The following is a 21959-nucleotide window of genomic DNA, read 5'->3' as shown; positions in this document are numbered from 1 at the left end:
GGAATCGCAAATGAGTCAAGTCAAAGACAATCTACGTTATTCGGAAGAGCATGAATGGGTCGAAGTAACAGGAAACAAGGCACGAATCGGAATCACGGATTTCGCGCAACATGAACTTGGCGATATCGTCTTCGTCGAACTGCCGGAAGTCGGAGATACGATTTCGGCAAACGAGCCGTTTGGTTCAGTCGAATCCGTGAAAACGGTATCCGAATTGTACGCACCGATTTCAGGGAAAGTCGTTGCCATCAATGAATCACTGTCTGATTCCCCGGAACTCGTCAACGAATCACCATTCGAAGGTGCTTGGATGGTTGATATCGAGATCGCAGACGAAGCACAAGTTGAAGCATTGATGGACGCTGCTGCTTACAAATCGATGATCAACGAGTAATACTTAACGAAAAGATGACAAGGAAACGATTTCGTTTCCTCGTCGTCTTTTTTTCTGTATACTGGCACAAGATAAGAAAGAGGAAGGGAGAACGGGATTAATGAAGGAAGTCACAGCAGCACCAGAAAACGGTTTTTTGTATGTCTATGCACCGATGTGTGGGACGTGTGCCATCGCTAGTCGGATGCTTGAGATCGTCGAAGCGACAAAAGATGGGGAATGGATTCAACAAGCGAACGGAAACTTCATTCCGGAGTTTTTGGAACAAGCTCAAGTCATGAGTGTTCCCGCCTTGTTAAAAATTGAGGATAATCAAGTCGTATCAAGGCTTTATGCGTTTCAGTCGGTTCAAAATGTCTTTGCGTTTTGTGCAGAATAAGAAGAGGAATCCCCAAAAGATTTCTCTTTACGCTAAATTGTCGGAATATTTACAATAATGCGTTGACAATGACAAATTATGAATGGTATATTCATATCAACTTCTAGAAATACTTTATAGGAAGTCTGGCAGAGATGTAAATCGGCTGTTTCTTTTCACGACAGAACCGCTCAACAAAATCCTAGGTTGTTTGTTTGTCTCCCCTTAAGTCGTCCCCCAAAGACGAAGCGGCCCAAAAAGACAATCCTGGATTGGAGCAGGTGATCTGAATGCGAGGACAGTTTGGTTTATATGTCGAAAGGGCGCCGTCCTCTGGTACGACGAACGAAGAAGTTCGTGTCAGAGCTGGGTTTTCCTTCGTAGTGTTTCTAACCACATTATTCGTGTTGCCGGTTCACCGGCAGCGCCTTTTTTTTGTTTTCGAAAGATTTTCGAGCAGTCACCTTGCCAAGCCGAATTCTCCCTGCTACAATGCGATTAAGGTAAATTACTTTAATTCATATCCGATTAGTCGGAATTAAAAAGAGATACGGAGGACGAACAGGCATGACAGTACGTTTTATGGATGTATTTACAGAGTGGGCGTCAACATACGACGACACGGTTACGGGGCACGATCCGGAGTACAAAGAAGTCTTTCGTCGTTATGAAGAAATATTAGATACGGTGGCAACAAAAGCGATCTCACCGGTCGTCGAGTTCGGGGCTGGAACAGGGAACCTGACCCAACGGTTGCTCGATCGGCATCAAGACGTTTTGGCGGTGGAACCGAGTCCGGAGATGCGGGAAATTCTCATCGATAAGATTCCAGCGTTACCTGTACAGGACGGACACTTCCTCTCCTTTACGGCAGACCATGCGAAAAGTTTTGTTTCGACCTATGCGTTTCATCATCTGACGGATGAGGAAAAGGGAGAAGCAGTTGATCTGATGGCGAAGATTTTGCCGCAAGACGGAAAAATCGTCTACGCCGACACGATGTTCGTATCGGAAGAAGCGCGTCTGCAGACGATCACTGAAGCGAAAGCACAAGGATTCGACGGTTTGGCAGAAGACTTGGAACGTGAGTTTTATCCACTGATTCCGGTCATGGAACAAATTTTTGCGTCACGTGGATTTGACGTGACATTCACACAATACAATCACTTCGTCTGGCTCGTAGAAGCCGAGAAAATGGGGGAATAAATCATGACAATCAAAAAAATGAACGTAGAAAGCTTTAACTTGGACCATACGAAAGTCAAAGCACCATATATTCGCGTTGCCGGTTACAAAGACGGAAAAGTCGACCAAGTCGTCAAATACGACATTCGTTTCACACAACCAAACGTCGAGCAAATGCCGATGCGTGCGATGCACACACTGGAACATTTACTCGCAGAAAACATCCGTAACTATTCGGATGATGTCATCGATGTCTCGCCAATGGGTTGCCAAACAGGTTTCTACATGGCGATGATGAACTTTGATTCCGTCGAAAAAATGAGCGAACTCGTTGAGAAGACATTAAAAGATGTCTTAGCAGCAGAAGAAATTCCAGCGCAAAACGAAGTCCAATGTGGATTTGCGAGCGCACACGACCTTAAAGGAGCGAAGCACTATGCCGAGAAAATGCTTGCCGGTCGTGATGAATGGGACATCGTCTTCGGATGATCGCGAAGTCAGTCCGGGACCTCGTCGGAAATACGCCGCTTTACGAGATTACTTCATTCGATTTGCCTGCTGGTACGCGGATTTTGGCGAAGCTCGAATGGATGAACCCTGGGGGCAGCGTCAAAGACCGCCTGGGCATTCAACTCGTTGATGCAGCTATCGAACAAGGATATGTGACACGAGGCGGAACGATCATCGAACCGACTGCCGGCAACACCGGCATCGGTTTGGCGCTCGCCGCTAAAAAATACGACTTACAAGTCATCTGTGTCGTTCCTGAAAAATTCAGTCAGGAGAAACAGACGTTGATGCGGGCACTCGGCGCGACTGTCGTCAACACACCGACTGAACTCGATATGCAAGGCGCGATTGATAAAGCAAAAGAACTGGGACAAACGATTCCGAATAGCTACGTCCCGCTTCAATTCGAAAACGAAGAAAATCCGGTCACATATCAGCGGACACTTGGTCCTGAGCTGATGGCGGAACTCGATCACATCGATTGGTTCGTCGCCGGATGCGGGTCAGGCGGAACGTTTGCAGGAACCGCTGCCTACTTGAAAGAGCGGCTTGGAACAAAAGGCGCGATCGTCGAACCGGAAGGCTCTGTCCTCAACGGAGGACCAGCCGGACCGCATAAGACGGAAGGCATCGGGACGGCTAAATGGCCGAGCCTTGTTTCCCGCGATCTGGTCGATGAGATTCATACGATTTCGGACCACGACGCGTTCACGAAAGTTCATGAATTAGCGGCACGTGAAGGTCTGCTCGTCGGCAGTTCAGCCGGCGCGGCACTCGCGGCAGCACTTGATATTGCAGAACGTTTTCCCGGCAGTACCATCGTCACCGTCTTCGCCGACAGTGCCGAACGGTATTTGAGCCAACAAATCTTTGAAAAGGTGGACGAGACACATGCGTAAAAAGACAGCATTGATTCATGGAGGAACAGGCGTCGATCGAGCAACTGGTGCCGTGACACCTCCGATTTATCAAACGAGTACGTACAAACAAGAGAAAATCGGTCAATTAAAAGAAGGTTACGAATACTCGCGGACAGCCAACCCGACACGGACAAGCATCGAACGATTGATCGCGGACCTTGAAGGCGGCGCACGTGGCTTCGCCTTCGGATCAGGAATGGCTGCGATTCATGCTGTCTTTAACCTGCTGGAGTCAGGTGACCATATCGTCATGACCGATGATGTCTACGGCGGAACGTTCCGTTTGATGCAACGTGTCTTGCCGAAGTTCAACATCCAAGTGACGTTCGTCGACACGACGGATCTCGCCGCGACGGAAGCTGCGGTTCAAGACAACACGAAGATGCTGTATGTCGAAACACCGACGAACCCCTTGTTAAAAGTCACGGATATCGCTGCTGTCGCTGACATCGCGAAACGCAATAATCTGAAACTCGTCGTCGACAACACGTTTGCGACACCATACTTGCAACAACCACTTGCACTCGGTGCAGACATCGTCTTGCACAGTGCAACAAAATACATCGGCGGACATTCAGACGTCGTCGCCGGACTCGTCGTCGTCAACAGCGATGCACTCGGTGAAGATCTTCACTTCATTCAAAACTCGACAGGTGGTATTCTTGGACCGCAGGACAGCTTCCTGCTCGTCCGTGGTTTACGGACACTTGGTATCCGAATGGATGCAATCGAAGAAACGTCACACGATCTTGTTCAGTTCTTACAGGAACAAGATGTCGTCTCGAACATCTTCTATCCCGGACTTCCAACACATCCGGGTCACGCGACACAACAAAAACAGGCGACTGGATTTGGCGGCATGATCAGCTTTGATGTCGGATCAGCGGAAAACGCGGAGAAACTCGTCGAAGCGACACATTTCTTCACGCTGGCTGAGAGTCTTGGAGCTGTTGAAAGCTTAATTTCTGTTCCGGCACGCATGACACATGCCTCGATTCCGGCAGAACGTCGCGCTGAGCTCGGCATCACGGATGGTCTTGTCCGGATTTCGGTTGGACTTGAGGATGCAGAAGACTTAAAAGAAGATTTAGCACGTGCGTTCAGCCTGCTTCAGCCGGTTTCAGAAAAAACTGTTTGACAAGCAAAATAAGCCCTGCTAATATTCAGATTATATTAAAAATAACTAAATACCGATAACTCTTATCGAGAGTGGTGGAGGGACTGGCCCGATGAAACCCGGCAACCGCGGAATTTATTCCGAAGTGGTGCTAATTCCAGCAGACGAACGTCTGCAAGATGAGAGCAAATGGTTTTGTGTACTGAAAAAGTGCGCGCGTTTGCTCTAAAACGTGCGCACTTTTTTTACGTTTAGGAGGGACAGTATTGATTCGCTTACAGGATGTAGGAAAGATTTATCGCTCGAAGCGCGGATCGGTTGAAGCCGTCGTCAATGTCGACTTAACAATCGAGCGCGGTGAAATTTTTGGAATAATCGGTTATTCGGGAGCAGGGAAATCCACCTTGATCCGATTGCTGAATATGTTAGAAGCTCCGACAAGTGGCTCAATCCAAATCGACGGGGTCGAAATGACGACGTTACGTCCAAAAGAATTACGCGGTGTTCGCAAAAACGTCTCGATGGTCTTCCAGCACTTTAACCTGCTGTGGTCGCGGACGGTTGAAGAAAACATCATGTTCCCGCTCGAACTCGGCGGTTATCCGAAAGCACGCCGTAAAGAGCGGGTCGCCGAGCTGATTCAACTCGTTGGACTCGACGGACGTGAAGGTGCTTACCCGTCTCAACTTTCGGGTGGACAAAAACAACGGGTCGGGATTGCCCGGGCACTGGCGTCGAACCCGGACGTCTTATTATGTGACGAAGCGACAAGTGCGCTTGATCCGAAAACGACGGACTCGATTTTAGAGTTGCTTGTCGACATCAACAAAAAACTGAAACTGACCATCGTCTTGATCACGCATGAGATGCACGTCATTCAGAAAATCTGTAACCGGGTCGCCGTCATGGAAGCCGGGAAAATCGTCGAACAAGGACCGGTCGCCGAAGTCTTCCGTCATCCGAAACAAGCGATGACAAAAGAGTTCGTGAAACAGTTGACGTCTTCGTCAGAAAACGAATTGACGTTTGCGAAATTACGGGAACGGTATCCGACCGGGAAAATCGTTCAGTTGACGTTTGTGGGTTCAACTGCTGAAAGCCCGATTCTTGCCGAAGTCATGAAAGATTCGACCTTATTATTTAATATCATTGGCGGGAACGTCGGACAGACGCAAGATGGCGCCCTTGGGACGCTGTTCATTCAGTTGATCGGTGCCGAACATGAAACACAAGCGGTCATCGCCAAACTTCAAGCGAGTGACGTTGAAGTGGAGGTGGATCACCGATGAGTACATTTTTTGCAGATGTGGATTGGGATATGGTCTGGGAAGCAACCGGTAGTACAGTCTATATGACGGCTGTTGCAGGGCTCGCGACGTTTATCCTCGGATTGGTTATCGGTCTATTGTTATACGCGACAAACGAAGAATTGTTATTCAAGAACCGAGCATTGTATTCTGTCCTCAGTTTTTTAGTCAATATCTTCCGTTCGATTCCGTTTATCATTTTATTAATCTTGTTGATCCCGATTACGAAAATCATTGTCGGATCATTTTTAGGACCGACCGCTGCGTTACCGGCGTTAATTCTGGGTGCAGCACCGTTTTACGGCCGGATGGTCGAACTCGCTCTTCGTGAAGTTGATAAAGGGGTCATTGAAGCTGCCGAATCGATGGGCGCAACGAAGTTCCAAATCATCTATAAAGTCTTGATTCCGGAAGCTCTTCCGGCAATCGTTTCAGGTATTACCGTAACACTCGTCGCACTCGTCGGTTACACGGCAATGGCCGGGTTAGCCGGTGGTGGTGGACTGGGCGACATGGCCTTCATCGAAGGCTTCCAGCGCTCACAAAATAACATCACCGTTATCGCGACACTGCTGATTCTCGTCATCGTCTTCATTATTCAGATTATTGGTGATTTGCTCGTCAAAGCAATCGATAAACGATAATACTAACTTTAATTCATTGGAGGAATCATTCATGAAACTTTGGAAAAAATTTGTCGGCACAGCAGCAGTATCGGTCTTAGCAGTCAGCCTTGCAGCATGTGGAGAAGAATCTTCATCAGGCAGCGGCGATTCAAAAACACTCGTCATCGGAGCATCAAACGTTCCCCATGCTGAAATCTTGGAGCACGTTCAAAAAGAATATGAAGCAAAAGGCTACAAACTCGAAATCAAGAAATTCCAAGATTACGTGTTACCGAACAAAGCACTTGCTGAAAAAGAAATCGACGCGAACTACTTCCAACACGTACCGTATCTTGAGCAACAAGAAAAAGAAAACAAAGACTATAAATTTGAAAGTGCCGGCGGCGTTCACGTTGAACCACTCGGTGTCTATTCTAAGAAGTACAAGTCACTTGACAAATTACCAACAGGCGCAACGATCTTAACGAGCTCAAACGTCGCAGAACGTGGACGCGTTTTGACATTCCTTCAAAACGAAGGACTCATCAAACTAAAAGACGGTAAAACAACAGATGCACAATTGAAAGATATCGTAGAAAATCCAAAGAAAATTAAATTTAAAACGAACATTGAAGCATCACTCTTGCCGCAAGCCTACAAAAACAACGAAGGCGATGCTGTCTTGATCAACACGAACTACGCGATCGACAATGGGTTGAACCCGCTTAAAGATACAATCGCGCTTGAAGACGAGTCTTCGCCATACGTCAACATCATCGTGACGCGTGACGGCGACGAGAAAGACAAACGTGTCACGACGCTCTTAGACATTCTTCATGAGAAAGAAACACAAGCTTGGATTAAAGAAAAATATAAAGGTGCTGTCGTTCCGGTCAGCAAATAATCTGCTCAATCGATGCATTCTTCCTATATAATGGAAGGATGCATTATTTTTTTGTTTAAAGGGGGGGATCTGCATGCAACGTTTGAAACAGCTTCATCCATTGACGATCGGGGTTTTGCTCGGCACGTTTTTCGCCCGGCTCGGGACATTCATCACGATGCCGTTTTTTGCGATTTACTTATCCGTCGTCTTAAAGTTCAGCCCGGTTGATGTCGGTTGGATTCTCAGTATCTCGGCCATCGCGAGTCTCGTCATGAGCTTCATCGGCGGAACGTTATCCGATCGGTATGGCCGGCGGACGATGATGCTGAGCGGAACCTTTGGATTTGTCCTCGTCTTCATCGGACTGGCACAAGTCGAGACGTTTTGGGCGTTTTTTGTCTTAAGTGCTCTGAACGGCGTGTTCCGGTCCGTCTTCGAACCGTCGGCGCGGGCGTTGATCAGTGATACGACGGAGGAAGAGAACCGGCTGTTCGTTTTTAACATCCGTTATACGTGCATCAACATCGCAGCCGCAATCGGACCGGGGATTGCGTTGTTGCTCAGTGCCGGAAATACAGCGATTACCTTCTATATTACAGCGTTCGTCTATCTCGGCTACGGCGTCGCCACTTTCATCCTGTTCAAGCGGTATCCGATCACAGAAAGTCATGGCGGGAAAAAAGTGTCGTTCGGCGCAACGGTCCGTCTGCTGAAGACGGACATCGCCTTTACGTTCGCGCTCGCCGGCATCATCTTCGGCGTCTTCGGGTACAGTCAGTTCAACTCGACGTTGCCGCAGTTTTTGACGACGACGACGTTATTGTCAGGCGGGACGAGTTTGTTTGCCTTATTGATTACGATTAACGCGATCACCGTGCTCGTCGTCCAGTACCCGATCATGAAGTTCGGCGTCAAGACGTCACCGCTCGTGTCGATCACGGTCGGCATTGCGACCGTCGCCGTCGGTTTGTTCGTCATGGGAACAGCCGGTACGGTCTGGTTGATGATCGGCGCGATGTTCATCTTCACATGCGGGGAAGTGATGATGTTCACGATGACAGATATCTTGACCGACAGCTTTGCGACGCCGGAATTACGGGGAAGTTATTTTGGCGCGATGGGCTTGACGTCAATCGGACAATCGGTCGGACCGGTCGTCGGCGGTCAATTGTTACTTTATTTTGGCGCAGATCGACCACTGCCGATTTTTGGTGCCTTAGCGCTCTTGACATTACTCGGTATCCCACTGCTCTTACTGTCACAGCGGGTTCACCGACAATCGAAAGTGGAAGAAGAGAAGGAAGTCGTCTCACTTTAAAGTCATTCTCAGTAAAGACGCTTGTTTTGAGAAAAAACCATGAGCGATGACGCTTGAATAATGTGGTATGATTCATTAAGATTAGAATGATACTAAATTAGTAACTCTCGTGAACTGAATCGTCAGACACGAAATGAATAGATGGAGGGATTCTACATGAAGGCTTCACACTTGAAGATTGAAGATCTACACGTCGCAATCGACGGCAAAGAAATCTTGAAAGGCGTCAACTTAGAAATCAAAGGCGGCGAAATCCACGCGGTCATGGGGCCAAACGGGACTGGTAAATCGACACTTGCATCAGCATTGATGGGTCACCCGACTTACGAAGTAACGTCTGGTTCAGTCACACTCGACGGCGAAGATGTCCTCGAGATGGAAGTCAACGAACGCGCACAAGCAGGTATGTTCCTCGCGATGCAATACCCAAGCGAAATCAGTGGTGTCACGAACTCAGACTTCTTGCGTTCAGCAATCAACTCACGCCGCGAAGAAGGCGATGAGATCTCACTCATGAAATTCATCCGTCAACTCGACGCACAAATGGGTCTTCTTGAAATGCCGGGCGAAATGGCACACCGTTACCTCAACGAAGGTTTCTCAGGCGGAGAGAAGAAACGGAATGAAATCCTCCAAATGACGATGTTGAAACCAGCCATCGCCATCCTTGACGAAATCGATTCAGGTCTTGATATCGATGCGCTTAAAGTCGTCGCAAAAGGTGTCAACGAAATGCGTTCACCTGAATTCGGCTGCTTGATCATCACGCACTATCAACGCCTCTTGAACTATATCGAGCCAGACTTCATCCACATCATGATGGGCGGAAAAATCGTCATGTCAGGTGGAAAAGAACTGGCACACCGTTTAGAAGCAGAAGGTTATGACTGGGTTAAAAAAGAACTCGGCATCGAAGAAGTCGAAATCGAAACAAAAGCGTAAGACGAGGGAGGAAGCATGATGACTGTAGAACTGAATCTTGCAGTAAATCGCGAGGCAGTGGCAGAACGTGCGACTCGCTTAGGGGAACCCGCTTGGATGATCTCTAAGCGTCAAGACGCACTGGATCTTGCCCCAACGCTCGCATTGCCAAAAGTAGAAAAAATCAAAATCGGTGGCTGGAACTTCACAGAGGGAACAGCAGATCTTGAGACAGTAACAGGTCTGACACCGGATATCGAAACATTGATCGGTGAAAACCGTGACCATATGCTGATCACGCGCAACGGACAACTCGTTCACGCGCAAAACAGCGAAGCGGCGAACGGTGTCATCTTCACGACACTCGAAGACGCAATGAAACATCACCCGGAACTGATCGAGAAATACTTCATGACAGAAGGCGTCAACGTCAATGAAGACCGTCTCGCAGCACTCAACGCGGCACTCATGAACGGCGGTACGTTCCTTTATGTACCAAAAGGCTTGAAGTTGACGGTTCCGATGCAAGCGATCTATACGCTGGAGCAAGCAGGCGGTGCACTTTACCATCACGCAATCATCGTTGCGGATGCGGACAGCGAACTGACGTATATCGAAAACTTCGTCTCTTACGGTGAAGAAGCACACAACGTCAACGTCGTCACGGAAGTGTTCGTCGAAGACAACGCCAAAGTCCTCTTCGGTGGTGTCGACACACTCAGCAAAGGTGCTGTCACCTATATGAACCGTCGCGGTGTCGTCAAACAAGGCGCGAAGCTCGAATGGGCACTCGGTCACATGAATGACGGAAACACGATCACAGAAACGAAAACACACCTCGTCGGTAACGATTCGTTCTCGGACACGAAGGCCGTAACGGTTGGTCGTGGCGATCAAAAACAAAACTTCAACGTCCGGACAGACCATTTTGGTAAAGGTTCGGAAGGTTTCATCTTGATTCACGGTGTTCAAAAAGATTCAGCAACATCGATCTTCAACGGAACATCAATGATTCACCATGGCGCTTCAAAATCAAACGGTGTGCAGACGGAACGTGTGCTCATGTTGTCTGAAAAGGCACGTGGTGACGCGAACCCGATCCTCTTGATTGATGAAGATGATGTCATGGCAGGACACGCGGCATCTGTCGGCCGTGTCGACGAACTCCAACTCTACTACTTGATGAGCCGTGGTTTATCACGTAAAGAAGCAGAACGTCTTGTCGTTCATGGTTTCTTACAACCGGTCGTTTCAGAACTCGCGATTGACTCTGTCAAAGAACGTCTCGTTCAAGTGATCGAAGGGAAAGTAAACTAATATGGGAATCGATGCATCCATCCGCAATCAGTTTCCGATTCTTGACCAACAGGTTAATGACCGGAAACTCGTCTATTTAGATAGTGCGGCTTCTTCACAAAAGCCGCTCGTCGTCATTGAGGCGATTGACAACTACTACAAGACGGTTCATTCGAATGTGCACCGTGGCGTCCATACGCTCGGAACACGAGCGACGGATGCGTACGAAGGTGCGCGTGAGAACGTACGTCGTTTCATCAAGGCGCAACACCATGAAGAGATTATCTTTACCCGCGGGACGACAACGGCGATCAATATCGTCGCGTCGAGTTACGGAATGGAGCATGTCGAAGAAGGGGACGAGATTGTCGTCACGTACCTGGAGCACCATGCGAACTTGATTCCGTGGCAACAAGTCGCGAAAAAGAAAAAAGCAAAACTGAAATATGTCGATTTGACAGCGGACGGTCGTGTGACGATCGAAGCGGTCAAAGCACAAATTTCTGATCGGACGAAGGTCGTCGCGATGGCGCATGTCTCGAACGTCCTCGGGACGATCAACCCGATCAAAGAAGTGACACAGCTGGCGCACGCAGTCGGGGCCGTCATGGTCGTCGACGCAGCGCAAAGTGCACCGCACCAACAAATCGATGTCACGGATCTCGATTGTGATTTCCTGGCGTTTTCGGCACATAAGATGTGCGGGCCAACCGGTATCGGCGTCCTGTACGGCAAAAAAGCATTACTCAATGCGATGGAGCCGGTCGAATTCGGAGGCGAGATGATTGACTACGTCGGGCTTGAAGAGTCGACGTTCAAACCATCACCGTATCGCTTCGAAGCAGGAACACCGATCATCGCAGGAGCTGTCGGCTTGTCGGCAGCAATCGATTTCCTGGAACAAATCGGACTCAGTAACATCGAAGCCCACGAACGTGAGCTTGCCCAGTACGCGATGGCACAAATGCGTGGCATCGAAGGACTGACGATTTACGGTCCGGAAGAACGGGTGGGTCTCGTCACCTTTAATCTCGGGGATGTCCACGCACATGATGTCGCGACCGTACTCGATATGCAAGGCATCGCCGTACGTGCCGGTCATCACTGTGCCCAACCACTGATGCGTTGGCTCGGAGCCAGTTCAACAGCACGAGCAAGCTTTTACCTGTATAATACAAAGGAAGAAGTAGACGCTCTGGTGACAGGACTTCACCAAACGAAGGAGTATTTCAGTCATGGATTTTAACAATCTCGATCACTTGTACCGTCAAGTGATCATGGACCACTATAAAACGCCCCGCAATCGTGGTGCGATTGACGGTGGTGTGACGATCGATATGAACAACCCGACTTGTGGCGACACAATCCGTCTGCAACTCGCGATCGAAGACGAGATCGTCAAAGATGCGAAGTTCGACGGCGAAGGGTGTTCGATCAGCATGGCGTCTGCGTCGATGATGACACAGGCCGTCAAAGGAAAAACAGTCGAAGAAGCATTACAACTCGCTCATGTCTTTTCTGAGATGGTTCAAGGAAAAGACTACGACGATGAGAAATTTGATCTGGGAGACGCGGAAGCACTGTCTGGTGTGACGAAATTCCCGGCACGAATCAAGTGTGCGACACTTGCCTGGAAGGCGCTCGAACGCGGCGTCGAAGAAGGGAAGTAAACTTCGGTCAGTAAGTAAGAGGAGGAAACGAACATGGCTAAGAACATGCCTGAAATTGGCGATTATAAATATGGTTTCCACGATCGCGATATCTCGATCTTCCGTTCTGGACGTGGCTTGACGACAGAAGTCGTCGAGACGATCTCGAAAATGAAGGAAGAACCGCAATGGATGCTTGATTTCCGTCTGAAATCACTCAAGATTTTCAACGAACAAGCAATGCCAGCATGGGGCGGCGATTTATCAGATCTTCGTTTTGATGACATCACGTATTATGTTAAACCATCAGAACGTGCTGAAAAATCATGGGATGAAGTACCGGAAGAAATCAAACGTACGTTTGACAAACTCGGAATCCCGGAAGCTGAGCAAAAATACCTCGCGGGTGTTTCGGCACAGTATGAATCAGAAGTCGTGTATCACAACATGAAGAGCGAACTGGAAGATCAAGGGATCGTCTTCAAAGATACAGATACAGCACTCAAAGAAAACGAAGATTTATTCCGTGAGTACTTCGGTAAATTGATTCCGCCGACGGATAACAAGTTCGCTGCCCTCAACACAGCGGTCTGGTCGGGTGGTTCATTCATCTACGTACCAAAAGGTATCAAGATGGATACGCCGCTTCAAGCCTATTTCCGGATCAACTCGGAAAACATGGGTCAATTCGAGCGGACGTTGATCATCGTTGACGAAGAAGCATCGGTTCATTACGTCGAAGGATGTACGGCACCGGTCTACACGACGAACTCGCTTCACTCAGCAGTCGTTGAGATCTTCATCAACAAAAACGCGTACTGCCGTTATACGACGATCCAAAACTGGGCGAACAACGTCTACAACCTCGTTACGAAACGTGCGATCTGTGAAGCCGGCGCGACGATGGAATGGGTCGATGGTAACATCGGTTCGAAATTGACGATGAAATACCCGGCCGTCATCCTTAAAGGTGAAGGTTCACGTGGTATGACATTATCAATCGCCATCGCAGGTAAAGGTCAACACCAAGATGCGGGCGCGAAGATGATTCACCTTGCACCGAACACATCGTCGACGATCGTCTCGAAGTCGATTTCAAAACACGGTGGGAAAGTAACGTATCGTGGGATCGTCCACTTTGGTCGTAAAGCGACAGGCGCACGTTCGAACATCGAATGTGACACGCTGATCATGGACAACCAATCGACATCAGATACAATTCCGTATAACGAAATTCTCAACGATAACATTTCGCTTGAACACGAAGCGAAGGTGTCGAAGGTCTCAGAAGAGCAATTGTTCTACCTGATGAGCCGCGGGATTTCACAAGAAGAAGCAACTGAAATGATCGTCATGGGCTTCATCGAGCCGTTCACAAAAGAATTGCCGATGGAATATGCGGTCGAAATGAACCGTCTCATCAAGTTCGAGATGGAAGGTTCAATCGGATAATTTTTCTACTCTCTCATCAACAGATGAGGGAGTTTTTTTCGTGAACAGCTAAAAACGGGTAAAGGATTGAAAAAGGAGGGAGTTATGATGCGTAAACTCATTTATTCTTTTCAAGTCTCGCTCGACGGGTACATCGAGGATGCGTCGGGCAGCATCGCGTTTGCGTCACCGGACGCTGAGCTGCATCAGTATTTTAATGACTACGAGACAGAATTTGATACCCATGTCTATGGACGTCGCCTGTACGAGATGATGCAGTACTGGGAGACGGCGGATCAAACGGACACCGATCCCATCATCGTAGCTTATGCGAAGACATGGCAAGCGCTTGAGAAAATCGTGTTCTCCGAGACGATGACAGCAGTCAAGGGCAATGCCCGACTTGCGACGAGACCACTGGCGGAGGAACTGGCAGCATTGAAGCAGGCACCCGGGAAGAAAATCGCGATCGGCGGGGCGACGCTTGCGGCAGAAGCCGTCCGCTTGGACTTAATCGATCAGTACCATGTCGTCATCTATCCCGTCTTACTCGGCGGCGGCAAGCGGATGTTTCCGTTGTTTGAGCAATCGTTGTCCTTGCGGCTCGTTGATCAGCAAACCTTTGCTTCCAGTTGCATCGCGTTGACGTATGAACGGGTCCGAACCGACTCCTTATGATCATCAATGAATCCACGAAACAAGCAGTCTTTTTCTCCTTATTTTTGAAGGAGTAGGAAGGATTTGCTTGTTTTTTATATGAAGAACACACGTCTTTTCGAAGACGAGTCTTGAAGAAGAAATTCCCGATTCCGCTATGCTATGATAAAAAATATGAAGCGCACATAGATGAGGAGGGGGAAGGATGATTTATGTCGGCGTGACCGGTTGGGGCGATCACGACAGCCTCTATCCGACACCACAAGACCGGAAAGAGAAGCTCGCTGCCTACGCGGGCCATTTTCCGGCAGTCGAGGTCGATTCAACGTATTATGCGATTCAACCGGAACGGAACTACCAAAAATGGGTCGCGGAAACACCGGATGCCTTCCGGTTCATCGTCAAGGTCCACCGGGCGATGAGTGGTCATGACCGGGAAAACAAGGATCCGCTTGGTCCAATCTTTGAACAATACCTCGCGTCGATTGAACCGATGCGACAGAGTGGGAAGATTGCAGCAATTCTCGTCCAGCTCCCGCCTTGGTTTGATGTCAGTAAAGTCCATCTCGAGTATCTTCGGACGATCCGGAAGTCGCTGGCCGGTCTTCCTGTCGCGATCGAGTTTCGGAATCCGTCCTGGTATTCGGAAGCTTACCAAGAGCGGACGCTGCGTTTTTTGGCGGAGCATCAGTTCATCCATACGATCTGTGATGAACCGCAGACGGAAGATGGGTCTGTGCCGTTTGTTCCCGTCGTGACACAGGAGACGGCATTTGTCCGTCTGCACGGCCGTAATATCAACGGATGGCTCAAGAAGCCCGGTCAAAGCAGTGAGGACTGGCGGAAGGTCCGTTGTCTGTACCGTTACTCGGAAGAAGAACTGCAAGGTTTGGCGACACACATCCGTTCACTTGCCGAACAGGCAAAAGACGTGTATGTTTTCTTTAACAACAACTCAGCAGGAGACGCCGTACCAAACGCCAAACGATTGATCGAGATTTTAGGTCTTGATTATGAATCGCTTGCGCCCCGGCAAATTTCCCTGTTTTAACACCTAGAGGAGGCTTGAGCGTGAAGTTACACGTCATTCATTATAACGATCTGCATTCACACTTTGATATGTGGCCTCGCTATATGTCGTTCATGAAAGAACACCGGACGTACGATTCCCTCGTCTTCGATTTAGGAGACCATGCGGACCGGGTCGCACCGGCGACGGAAGCGACGCAAGGTAAAATCAATACGCATCTATTAAATGAACTGTCCCCGACGGCCGTCACGATCGGAAACAATGAAGGCATTACGTTTCCGCATGATTGGTTGGCGGACTTATATACGGACGCGACGTTCCCGGTCCTCGTCTCGAACTTGGCGGCACCGTTTGCGAAAGCCGGGATGATTCAACACTTACCGACGGGAAAAGTCGGGATTTTTGGGCTGACGGCTCCCTATTACGAGCTGTATGCCTTACTCGGATGGACGATTGAAGATCCGTTGGAGGCGGCAGCACGTGAAATCGAAGCCTTGCGGGATCAAGTCGACGTCTTGATTTGTTTAAGTCATCTTGGGTTTTATCAGGATGAAGAACTGGCGGAACGTTTCCCGGAGCTCGATTTGATCATCGGAGCGCATACGCACCACGTCCTTGATGACGGGGTCGTCAAAAACGGGGTGTTGATTGCCCAGGCTGGAAAGTACGGTCAGTATGCAGGTGAAATCTACTTAAACACGGATACAGGAGAAAAAGAGGCTGTCCTGCATCCGCTTGAAGCTTATCCGGCAGACGAGGCGACATCGGTCTTACTCGATAAAGAACAGTATTTAGCGGAACGTCAGATGAAACAACCGATTGGACGGACATCAGGTCTGGCGAATGACTGGTTCAATCCGTCCCCGTTTACACAACTGCTCGCGGATACGATGCGCGACTGGTGTCAGGCGGACCTCGCCTGTGTGCCGGCCGGCATGTTGCTTGGCTCCTTGTCCCCGGGACCGGTCTCATCGTTTGATCTGCACCGGCTTTGTCCGCATCCGATCAATCCGTGTAAGGTGACGATGACCGGTGTCGAATTAAAAGCGTTTATCGACGAAGTCGAAACCGAACGCTTCGAACAATTAAAGGTTCGTGGTCTCGGTTTCCGTGGTAAATTGATGGGCAAAATGCATTATGCTGGAAATCATCAACACATTGACAATACAAAGACCTATACCGTCGTTCTCCCGGACATGTTTACATTTGGTCCTTTATTCCCGGAAATTAAAGAAATGCCGAAAGAATATTTCATGCCGGAACTCTTGCGGGATCTGTTGTTCAATCGCTTATCGGAGAAGTCAGAATTTGGTGAATTACCCGTCCGCAAACACTGAATATTTGTTATACTGTAACAGAAATCAGGTCAGCTTTTACGGATAAAGGGGGAAACCGATTCATGGGACGCGGAGAGATACAACGTAAACCAGAGTGGTTGAAAATCAAGTTGAACACGAATGAGACATACACAGAACTCAAAAGTATGATGCGCGAGAAAAAGCTCCACACGGTATGTGAGGAAGCGAAATGTCCGAACATTCATGAATGTTGGGCCGTGCGCCGGACGGCAACGTTCATGATTCTTGGAAGCATCTGTACACGGGCTTGTCGTTTTTGTGCCGTCACGACGGGTCGACCAAACGAACTCGACTTAGAAGAACCGAAACGAGTGGCGGAATCCGTTCGTCTGATGAATCTGAAACATGCGGTCATCACAGCAGTTGCCCGTGATGATTTAAATGACTTCGGGGCCGGTGTTTACGCGGAGACGGTGCGTGAAGTGCGTCGTATGAATCCGGAGACATCGATTGAAGTCTTACCGTCCGACATGGGTGGGAACTTTGACGCGTTACAGACGCTGATCGAAGCCAAGCCGGACATCATGAACCACAACATCGAGACGGTACGCCGCCTCACACCGACGGTCCGGGCGAAAGCAACGTACGACCGGACACTTGAATTCCTGCGTCGTTCAAAAGAACTCGCACCGGAAATTCCGACGAAATCGAGTCTGATGCTCGGACTTGGGGAAACGTGGGACGAAATCTTACAGACGATGGACGACCTGCGTGCGAACGACGTCGACATCATGACGATTGGTCAGTATCTCCAACCGACGAAAAAGCACTTGGATGTCATCAAGTACTACACGCCACAAGAATTTGCTGAATTAAAACAGATTGCGCTCGGAAAAGGCTTCTCGCATTGTGAGGCCGGTCCGCTTGTCCGTTCGTCGTACCATGCTGACGAACAAGTCAACGCTGCGAAAAAAAATAAAGCGGCTCTACCAATTGATTGATGATCCAGGACCGTCCACGCTGCGTGCGAGGACGGTTTTCTGCTGTCTGACGATTCGTTTTCAAGTATGATTATGGTAAGATAAAGGAAGCAGGGGGTGGAAAAATGATACAAGTCAATCGTGAAAGATATGAAATCGTCGAAGAAAAACGAGAAGGATTCAACGAAGAAGCATTCATCGGCCGGTTTAGTGATGTGCTCGAAAAATACGACTACATCGTCGGAGATTGGGGACACGGGCAATTGCGCCTCCGTGGATTCTATGAAGACAACCATGAAAAAGCAACGTTTGATACAAAAATCTCCCACGTGGCGGATTATTTGTACGAATACTGCAATTTCGGCTGTGCGTATTTTATCGTCAAACGGATGGAATTCGTAGAAGGAGAAGAAGCACCACCTCGCTTCGACGGATCTTCAGCGAATACGTTAAAACTGAAACGGAAGTTTTCGGCGGAAAAAGAAGAAGTAAACGAAGTCAAAAGCGAACAGTAATCAAAATGACATTTGAAAGGATGTTTCCGATTAGGTGTTTTCGGCTAATAGTATAGTATTACGCACCTATAGGGGGAACTATCCATGAGAATCGTCGGAATCTACCATTCAGTACCAGAAGTCGTCAGTGCTGTTCATGATTTACGTGTCGCAGGAGTTGTTTCAACAGATTTAAAAGTCATTGCCCATGATCGATATGATCTGGAACAGATCGAAGAATTGGCAGATCTGAACAATCAACAAACATCGACGCGTCTGTCGCAGGAAGACCATATGAATCTCTGGCAAGAGATCAAAGGCATCTTTAAAAAGGACAGTGCCGGATCTTCTTCACACAGCGATGTGCTTGAAGCGAGCGGATTGACGAAAGAGGATGTCAACCGTGCCAACAAAGCAGCGGAAGAGGGACAATTCGTCTTACTCGTCGGCGATGAAGCAGATCAACATTCTGAGCGGAAAGCCCACGATGAATCGGATAATACGAACGTTTTCAGTGGTCCAAACACGCTCAATGAGCGGAACGACCGGTTACTGTAACAGCAAAACAGCCAACTCCTTTGGGAGCTGGCTGTTTTTTTATAGTCCGATGTAGTCGCGCAGGTAGCCCTCGAGCTCGTCTGCCGCCTCATCTTCTAAATCAAAGGCATGAGCGATGTAGCCCGGCTCGTCAAAGTCGTCCGGACCGATGATCGCAAACCGGTTCGACAACAGGTTCAGCACCAAAATCTTGCCGAAGAAGTGCTCGGAGTGGGTGATGGCCAAATCGAAGCGGCTCGTCTCGCCAATCCAACAAACGAACCGGGTTTTGGTTTGTTCGACTTCATCATATAAAAAATCACGTTCTTGCATCATCTGTCAGTTCCCTCATTTCCTTCATCTCTGCTTAGATTAAAGGGTTTGGGGAACTTTTTGCAAGTACGGTTTACGCGAAAGGCTATGTTCTGCGATGACCTTTCGGATCGTCCGTGTTTTTGAACGCATCACGAGTGACGTCGTTTCGACGATATCGTCCGTCAAGAAGCGGACGCCGTCGAGCATCTCCCCTGTCGTCACGCCGGTTGCAGCAAAGATGCAGTCATCACTCTTGATCAGATCGTCGAGCGTCAACAATTGCAGCGGATCGGCAAGTCCCATTCGGATGACACGCGCCGTTTCTTCTTCATTCATCGGATGCAGACGGGCCTGCATGTCGCCGCCCATTGCCTTGACGGCAGCTGCTGTGATGACGCCTTCCGGTGCGCCACCCGTTCCGATGAAGATGTCGATTCCGGTTGAAGGAGAGAGCGGGGCGATTCCTGCCGAAACGTCTCCATCCTCAAAGAGACGGACACGAGCGCCGACGCGCATCGCTGCTTCCCGGAAATGATCATGACGCGGACGATCCTGCATGATGACGGTGACGTCTTCGATTCGTTTTTGATTCAGTTCCGCTGCTTTTTGAATGATGACTTCGAGTGGATCGTCGAGTGAGACATGTCCTTTTAAGTTCGGTCCGACGGTCAGTTTATCCATGTACATATCTGGTGCGTGGAGCAGGGCACCTTCATCCGCGACCGCAATGACGACCATGGCGTTACCGAGACCTTTGGCGACGATGTTCGTCCCTTCAAGCGGATCGACGGCGATATCGACGACCGGTCCGTTGGCAGTTCCGACTTTTTCACCGATGAATAACATCGGTGCTTCGTCGAGTTCCCCTTCGCCAATGACGACGGTTCCCGCCATGTTGACGGTATTTAAGACTTCGCGCATGGCAGTCGTTGCCGCATCATCGGCTTCGTTCTTTTTCCCACGACCAATCCACTTGGCGGATGCTAGTGCTGCTGCTTCTGTTGCTCGGACGATTTCTAATGCTAATTCCCGTTCCATCTATGAATAACCTCCAAGTCACCTAATGTGACATACTATTTTCGTAAAAATCTAAATTGAGGATAACACATTGAGGAATGTGATGCAAACAGCCTTTCTGCTTTTCATGTCCCGCGGATAGAGCTAAAATGAAGGATGTGAGGGGGAATGCTGGATGTATTTCGTAAATCGTGAAAAAATTGAACAAACGGTGGTTTGTTTTGAAACCGCGCTGCGTCAAAGCAAGGAATTAACAGGGGATGCGTTGACGGTTTCACTGGCGTGGGAACGGATCGGATTTTTGGTGATCGAAAGTATCATCGATGTGGGGAACAGTATGATTGATGGTTTCATCATGCGTGATCCGGGAAGTTATGAAGATATCGTCATGATTTTAGAAGATGAACGGGTCGTGGATGCGCCGCTGGCGACGAGTCTGAAACGGATCGTCGCCCTGCGGACACGGATTGTCCGTGAATTTACGACATCGAGCACAGCAGAGATCCGGGATGTTCTTTTGGAAGAAGAAACGCAGTTGCGTCGTTTTCCGGAAGCCGTCCGACACTATTTAGAAACAGAACTCGGACCGGTCTCTGCATTTTTACCAAATGAGGAGTGAGCCAGGATGAAAGCAAAAGGATATTTGTTTGATTTGGATGGAACGATGTATAACGGGACAGAACCTGTCAAAGAAGCGGTTGATTTCGTAAATCGTCTGCAAGAGCAAGGGGTGCCATATCTGTTCGTTACGAACAATGCCTCGATGACGGCGGAAGCGGTCGCTGAAAAATTACGTGGCATGGGTGTCCATTCGAACGCGGAGCACGTCTTGACGAGTGCGATGGCGACAGGTCGCTACATCGCAGAACTCGATCCGGGTGCGAAGGTCTATGCGATTGGAGAAGGTGGATTGATTGATTCCCTCGAGCGTCAAGGCCTACAGGTCGTCGCAGACGAGCATGCCGATTATGTCGTCATCGGTCTCGACCGTCAAATTACGTATGAGAAGTTAGCAATCGGAGCACTGGCAATTCGTGCAGGAGCCCGCTTCATCTCGACGAACGGAGATATCGCGATTCCGACCGAGCGTGGCTTTTTACCGGGGAATGGTGCGTTGACGTCCGTCTTACGGGTAACGACGGAAAAAGAACCGTTTTATATCGGGAAACCGGAACCGGTGATGATTAATATCGCAGCTGAGATGATTGGTCTCGCGAAAGAAGACCTCATCATGATCGGTGATAACTACCATACGGACATTCTGTTCGGCATCAATGGTGGTATCCGGACGATGCATGTCAACTCCGGTGTCCATACGCCGGTCTTCATTCAAGGGCAGGATGCTCAACCGACGTATATGGTCGATACATTGGCGGAATGGATCTTGTGAACAAAAAAATCCCCATTGACAGATGTCAGTGGGGATTTTACCGATTTAGAAGACTTGTTCGACTTCAACGACGCCGGCTACTTCTTCAAGTAGGGCACGTTCGATACCAGCCTTCAGTGTGATTGTTGAACTTGGGCAGCTGCCGCAAGCTCCCATCAAACGGAGTTTGACGATACCGTCTTCTACATCTACGAGTTCAACGTCTCCTCCGTCACGAAGAAGGAACGGACGCAATTTTTCGAGTACTTCGTTTACTTGATCAAACATTTCCATGCGTAAACACATCCTTTCTTATAGCATCATTGTAACAGGGTTGAAAAATGTTCTCAATCTGGAAAACTTGT

At 48.9% G+C, this 21959-nt stretch carries 26 protein-coding genes and 1 riboswitch; of the genes, 23 read left to right on the top strand and 3 right to left on the bottom strand.

All coding sequences use genetic code 11. The features are described from left to right. Positions 1–10 precede the first annotated feature (10 nt). The 21 genes from gcvH (at position 11) to ACHA8N_RS13130 (ending at position 18914) form a co-directional block, all read left to right on the top strand. A complete protein-coding gene (gene gcvH / locus ACHA8N_RS13230) occupies positions 11–394 on the top strand; it encodes a glycine cleavage system protein GcvH (protein WP_012371215.1) in 384 nt (127 codons plus the stop codon). A 100-nt stretch (positions 395–494) separates the two neighbouring features. Then, positions 495–773, top strand: coding sequence for a thioredoxin family protein (locus tag ACHA8N_RS13225; protein ID WP_119923355.1), 279 nt, complete (start codon positions 495–497; stop codon positions 771–773). Between the two features lie 546 nt (positions 774–1319). Beyond that, a complete protein-coding gene (locus tag ACHA8N_RS13220; protein ID WP_393965979.1) occupies positions 1320–1958 on the top strand; it encodes a class I SAM-dependent methyltransferase in 639 nt (212 codons plus the stop codon). 3 nt (positions 1959–1961) lie between these two features. Next, complete coding sequence (locus ACHA8N_RS13215) at positions 1962–2426, top strand: S-ribosylhomocysteine lyase (protein WP_012371211.1); 465 nt, start codon at positions 1962–1964, stop codon at positions 2424–2426. Next, on the top strand, positions 2423–3346 hold the full coding sequence (locus ACHA8N_RS13210; RefSeq protein WP_026832218.1) for a PLP-dependent cysteine synthase family protein: 924 nt from the start codon (positions 2423–2425) through the stop codon (positions 3344–3346). Before ACHA8N_RS13215 ends, ACHA8N_RS13210 begins: the two co-directional genes overlap by 4 nt. Further along, positions 3339–4505: a bifunctional cystathionine gamma-lyase/homocysteine desulfhydrase gene (locus ACHA8N_RS13205; RefSeq protein ID WP_028105805.1), complete on the top strand. Its 1167-nt coding sequence runs from the start codon at positions 3339–3341 to the stop codon at positions 4503–4505. The genes ACHA8N_RS13210 and ACHA8N_RS13205 overlap by 8 nt, the downstream gene beginning before the upstream one ends. Before the next feature lie 59 nt (positions 4506–4564). Then, positions 4565–4670, top strand: a riboswitch (SAM riboswitch). Positions 4671–4750: 80 nt separating this feature from the next. Next, a complete protein-coding gene (locus ACHA8N_RS13200; RefSeq protein ID WP_026832220.1) occupies positions 4751–5773 on the top strand; it encodes a methionine ABC transporter ATP-binding protein in 1023 nt (340 codons plus the stop codon). Next, a complete protein-coding gene (locus tag ACHA8N_RS13195; protein ID WP_147510514.1) occupies positions 5770–6435 on the top strand; it encodes a methionine ABC transporter permease in 666 nt (221 codons plus the stop codon). Before ACHA8N_RS13200 ends, ACHA8N_RS13195 begins: the two co-directional genes overlap by 4 nt. Before the next feature lie 31 nt (positions 6436–6466). Then, complete coding sequence (locus ACHA8N_RS13190; protein WP_147510515.1) at positions 6467–7300, top strand: MetQ/NlpA family ABC transporter substrate-binding protein; 834 nt, start codon at positions 6467–6469, stop codon at positions 7298–7300. Positions 7301–7373: 73 nt separating this feature from the next. After that, positions 7374–8600, top strand: a complete 1227-nt coding sequence (locus ACHA8N_RS13185) for an MDR family MFS transporter (protein WP_147510516.1) — start codon at positions 7374–7376, stop codon at positions 8598–8600. A 156-nt stretch (positions 8601–8756) separates the two neighbouring features. Beyond that, complete coding sequence (sufC, locus tag ACHA8N_RS13180) at positions 8757–9542, top strand: Fe-S cluster assembly ATPase SufC (protein WP_012371204.1); 786 nt, start codon at positions 8757–8759, stop codon at positions 9540–9542. A gap of 18 nt (positions 9543–9560) precedes the next feature. Beyond that, positions 9561–10838, top strand: coding sequence for a Fe-S cluster assembly protein SufD (gene sufD / locus ACHA8N_RS13175; RefSeq protein ID WP_026832224.1), 1278 nt, complete (start codon positions 9561–9563; stop codon positions 10836–10838). A gap of 1 nt (position 10839) precedes the next feature. Beyond that, positions 10840–12063, top strand: coding sequence for a cysteine desulfurase (locus tag ACHA8N_RS13170; protein ID WP_026832225.1), 1224 nt, complete (start codon positions 10840–10842; stop codon positions 12061–12063). Next, positions 12053–12487 (top strand): Fe-S cluster assembly sulfur transfer protein SufU, encoded by a 435-nt coding sequence (sufU, locus tag ACHA8N_RS13165; RefSeq protein WP_026832226.1) that lies wholly within the window; start codon positions 12053–12055, stop codon positions 12485–12487. The genes ACHA8N_RS13170 and sufU overlap by 11 nt, the downstream gene beginning before the upstream one ends. A 33-nt stretch (positions 12488–12520) precedes the next feature. Beyond that, positions 12521–13918, top strand: coding sequence for a Fe-S cluster assembly protein SufB (gene sufB, locus ACHA8N_RS13160; RefSeq protein WP_026832227.1), 1398 nt, complete (start codon positions 12521–12523; stop codon positions 13916–13918). A gap of 87 nt (positions 13919–14005) precedes the next feature. Further along, on the top strand, positions 14006–14575 hold the full coding sequence (locus ACHA8N_RS13155; RefSeq protein ID WP_393965978.1) for a dihydrofolate reductase family protein: 570 nt from the start codon (positions 14006–14008) through the stop codon (positions 14573–14575). Between the two features lie 184 nt (positions 14576–14759). Beyond that, entirely contained in the window at positions 14760–15605 is an 846-nt protein-coding gene (locus ACHA8N_RS13150) for a DUF72 domain-containing protein (RefSeq protein WP_147510519.1), read from the top strand. Between the two features lie 20 nt (positions 15606–15625). After that, complete coding sequence (locus ACHA8N_RS13145) at positions 15626–16921, top strand: bifunctional metallophosphatase/5'-nucleotidase (RefSeq protein WP_147510520.1); 1296 nt, start codon at positions 15626–15628, stop codon at positions 16919–16921. 23 nt (positions 16922–16944) lie between these two features. Further along, positions 16945–17883, top strand: coding sequence for a lipoyl synthase (lipA, locus tag ACHA8N_RS13140; protein ID WP_393966127.1), 939 nt, complete (start codon positions 16945–16947; stop codon positions 17881–17883). A 104-nt stretch (positions 17884–17987) separates the two neighbouring features. After that, positions 17988–18377 carry a YutD family protein gene (locus tag ACHA8N_RS13135; RefSeq protein ID WP_147510521.1) on the top strand — a complete coding sequence of 130 codons (390 nt, stop codon included), beginning with the start codon at positions 17988–17990 and terminating at the stop codon, positions 18375–18377. Between the two features lie 84 nt (positions 18378–18461). Then, positions 18462–18914 (top strand): general stress protein, encoded by a 453-nt coding sequence (locus ACHA8N_RS13130; RefSeq protein ID WP_147510522.1) that lies wholly within the window; start codon positions 18462–18464, stop codon positions 18912–18914. Positions 18915–18953: 39 nt separating this feature from the next. On the opposite strand, the gene ACHA8N_RS13125 is transcribed toward ACHA8N_RS13130, so the two are convergent. Together ACHA8N_RS13125 and glpX are read right to left on the bottom strand one after the other, a co-directional pair. After that, on the bottom strand, positions 18954–19229 hold the full coding sequence (locus ACHA8N_RS13125) for a DUF3055 domain-containing protein (protein WP_035387577.1): 276 nt from the start codon (positions 19227–19229) through the stop codon (positions 18954–18956). Between the two features lie 36 nt (positions 19230–19265). Continuing rightward, a complete protein-coding gene (gene glpX, locus ACHA8N_RS13120; protein ID WP_147510524.1) occupies positions 19266–20246 on the bottom strand; it encodes a class II fructose-bisphosphatase in 981 nt (326 codons plus the stop codon). A gap of 154 nt (positions 20247–20400) precedes the next feature. Here glpX and ACHA8N_RS13115 point away from each other — a divergent pair, with 154 nt between their 5' ends. After that, complete coding sequence (locus tag ACHA8N_RS13115) at positions 20401–20844, top strand: DUF86 domain-containing protein (RefSeq protein WP_147510525.1); 444 nt, start codon at positions 20401–20403, stop codon at positions 20842–20844. Between the two features lie 6 nt (positions 20845–20850). Next, positions 20851–21615 (top strand): TIGR01457 family HAD-type hydrolase, encoded by a 765-nt coding sequence (locus tag ACHA8N_RS13110; protein ID WP_147510526.1) that lies wholly within the window; start codon positions 20851–20853, stop codon positions 21613–21615. 45 nt (positions 21616–21660) lie between these two features. Here the strand turns inward: ACHA8N_RS13110 and ACHA8N_RS13105 are convergent, their stop codons facing one another. Continuing rightward, positions 21661–21888, bottom strand: a complete 228-nt coding sequence (locus ACHA8N_RS13105; RefSeq protein WP_012371190.1) for a NifU family protein — start codon at positions 21886–21888, stop codon at positions 21661–21663. Positions 21889–21959 lie beyond the last annotated feature (71 nt).

The organism is Exiguobacterium sp. S22-S28 (genome assembly GCF_043359615.1).
GTDB lineage: Bacteria > Bacillota > Bacilli > Exiguobacteriales > Exiguobacteriaceae > Exiguobacterium_A.
The sequence above is the reverse complement of the archived record's forward strand: the minus strand, read 5'-3'. Positions and strand labels throughout refer to the sequence as shown.

What these genes read in the sequence shown, in the direction of transcription:
- gcvH (WP_012371215.1), top strand. Translation starts at nt 11, where the DNA reads ATGAGTCAAGTCAAAGACAATCTACGTTATTCGGAAGAGCATGAATGG.
- ACHA8N_RS13225 (WP_119923355.1), top strand. Translation starts at nt 495, where the DNA reads ATGAAGGAAGTCACAGCAGCACCAGAAAACGGTTTTTTGTATGTCTAT.
- ACHA8N_RS13220 (WP_393965979.1), top strand. Translation starts at nt 1,320, where the DNA reads ATGACAGTACGTTTTATGGATGTATTTACAGAGTGGGCGTCAACATAC.
- ACHA8N_RS13215 (WP_012371211.1), top strand. Translation starts at nt 1,962, where the DNA reads ATGACAATCAAAAAAATGAACGTAGAAAGCTTTAACTTGGACCATACG.
- ACHA8N_RS13210 (WP_026832218.1), top strand. Translation starts at nt 2,423, where the DNA reads ATGATCGCGAAGTCAGTCCGGGACCTCGTCGGAAATACGCCGCTTTAC.
- ACHA8N_RS13205 (WP_028105805.1), top strand. Translation starts at nt 3,339, where the DNA reads ATGCGTAAAAAGACAGCATTGATTCATGGAGGAACAGGCGTCGATCGA.
- ACHA8N_RS13195 (WP_147510514.1), top strand. Translation starts at nt 5,770, where the DNA reads ATGAGTACATTTTTTGCAGATGTGGATTGGGATATGGTCTGGGAAGCA.
- ACHA8N_RS13190 (WP_147510515.1), top strand. Translation starts at nt 6,467, where the DNA reads ATGAAACTTTGGAAAAAATTTGTCGGCACAGCAGCAGTATCGGTCTTA.
- ACHA8N_RS13185 (WP_147510516.1), top strand. Translation starts at nt 7,374, where the DNA reads ATGCAACGTTTGAAACAGCTTCATCCATTGACGATCGGGGTTTTGCTC.
- sufC (WP_012371204.1), top strand. Translation starts at nt 8,757, where the DNA reads ATGAAGGCTTCACACTTGAAGATTGAAGATCTACACGTCGCAATCGAC.
- sufD (WP_026832224.1), top strand. Translation starts at nt 9,561, where the DNA reads ATGACTGTAGAACTGAATCTTGCAGTAAATCGCGAGGCAGTGGCAGAA.
- ACHA8N_RS13170 (WP_026832225.1), top strand. Translation starts at nt 10,840, where the DNA reads ATGGGAATCGATGCATCCATCCGCAATCAGTTTCCGATTCTTGACCAA.
- sufU (WP_026832226.1), top strand. Translation starts at nt 12,053, where the DNA reads ATGGATTTTAACAATCTCGATCACTTGTACCGTCAAGTGATCATGGAC.
- sufB (WP_026832227.1), top strand. Translation starts at nt 12,521, where the DNA reads ATGGCTAAGAACATGCCTGAAATTGGCGATTATAAATATGGTTTCCAC.
- ACHA8N_RS13155 (WP_393965978.1), top strand. Translation starts at nt 14,006, where the DNA reads ATGCGTAAACTCATTTATTCTTTTCAAGTCTCGCTCGACGGGTACATC.
- ACHA8N_RS13150 (WP_147510519.1), top strand. Translation starts at nt 14,760, where the DNA reads ATGATTTATGTCGGCGTGACCGGTTGGGGCGATCACGACAGCCTCTAT.
- ACHA8N_RS13135 (WP_147510521.1), top strand. Translation starts at nt 17,988, where the DNA reads ATGATACAAGTCAATCGTGAAAGATATGAAATCGTCGAAGAAAAACGA.
- ACHA8N_RS13130 (WP_147510522.1), top strand. Translation starts at nt 18,462, where the DNA reads ATGAGAATCGTCGGAATCTACCATTCAGTACCAGAAGTCGTCAGTGCT.
- ACHA8N_RS13125 (WP_035387577.1), bottom strand. Translation starts at nt 19,229, where the DNA reads ATGATGCAAGAACGTGATTTTTTATATGATGAAGTCGAACAAACCAAA.
- glpX (WP_147510524.1), bottom strand. Translation starts at nt 20,246, where the DNA reads ATGGAACGGGAATTAGCATTAGAAATCGTCCGAGCAACAGAAGCAGCA.
- ACHA8N_RS13115 (WP_147510525.1), top strand. Translation starts at nt 20,401, where the DNA reads ATGTATTTCGTAAATCGTGAAAAAATTGAACAAACGGTGGTTTGTTTT.
- ACHA8N_RS13110 (WP_147510526.1), top strand. Translation starts at nt 20,851, where the DNA reads ATGAAAGCAAAAGGATATTTGTTTGATTTGGATGGAACGATGTATAAC.
- ACHA8N_RS13105 (WP_012371190.1), bottom strand. Translation starts at nt 21,888, where the DNA reads ATGGAAATGTTTGATCAAGTAAACGAAGTACTCGAAAAATTGCGTCCG.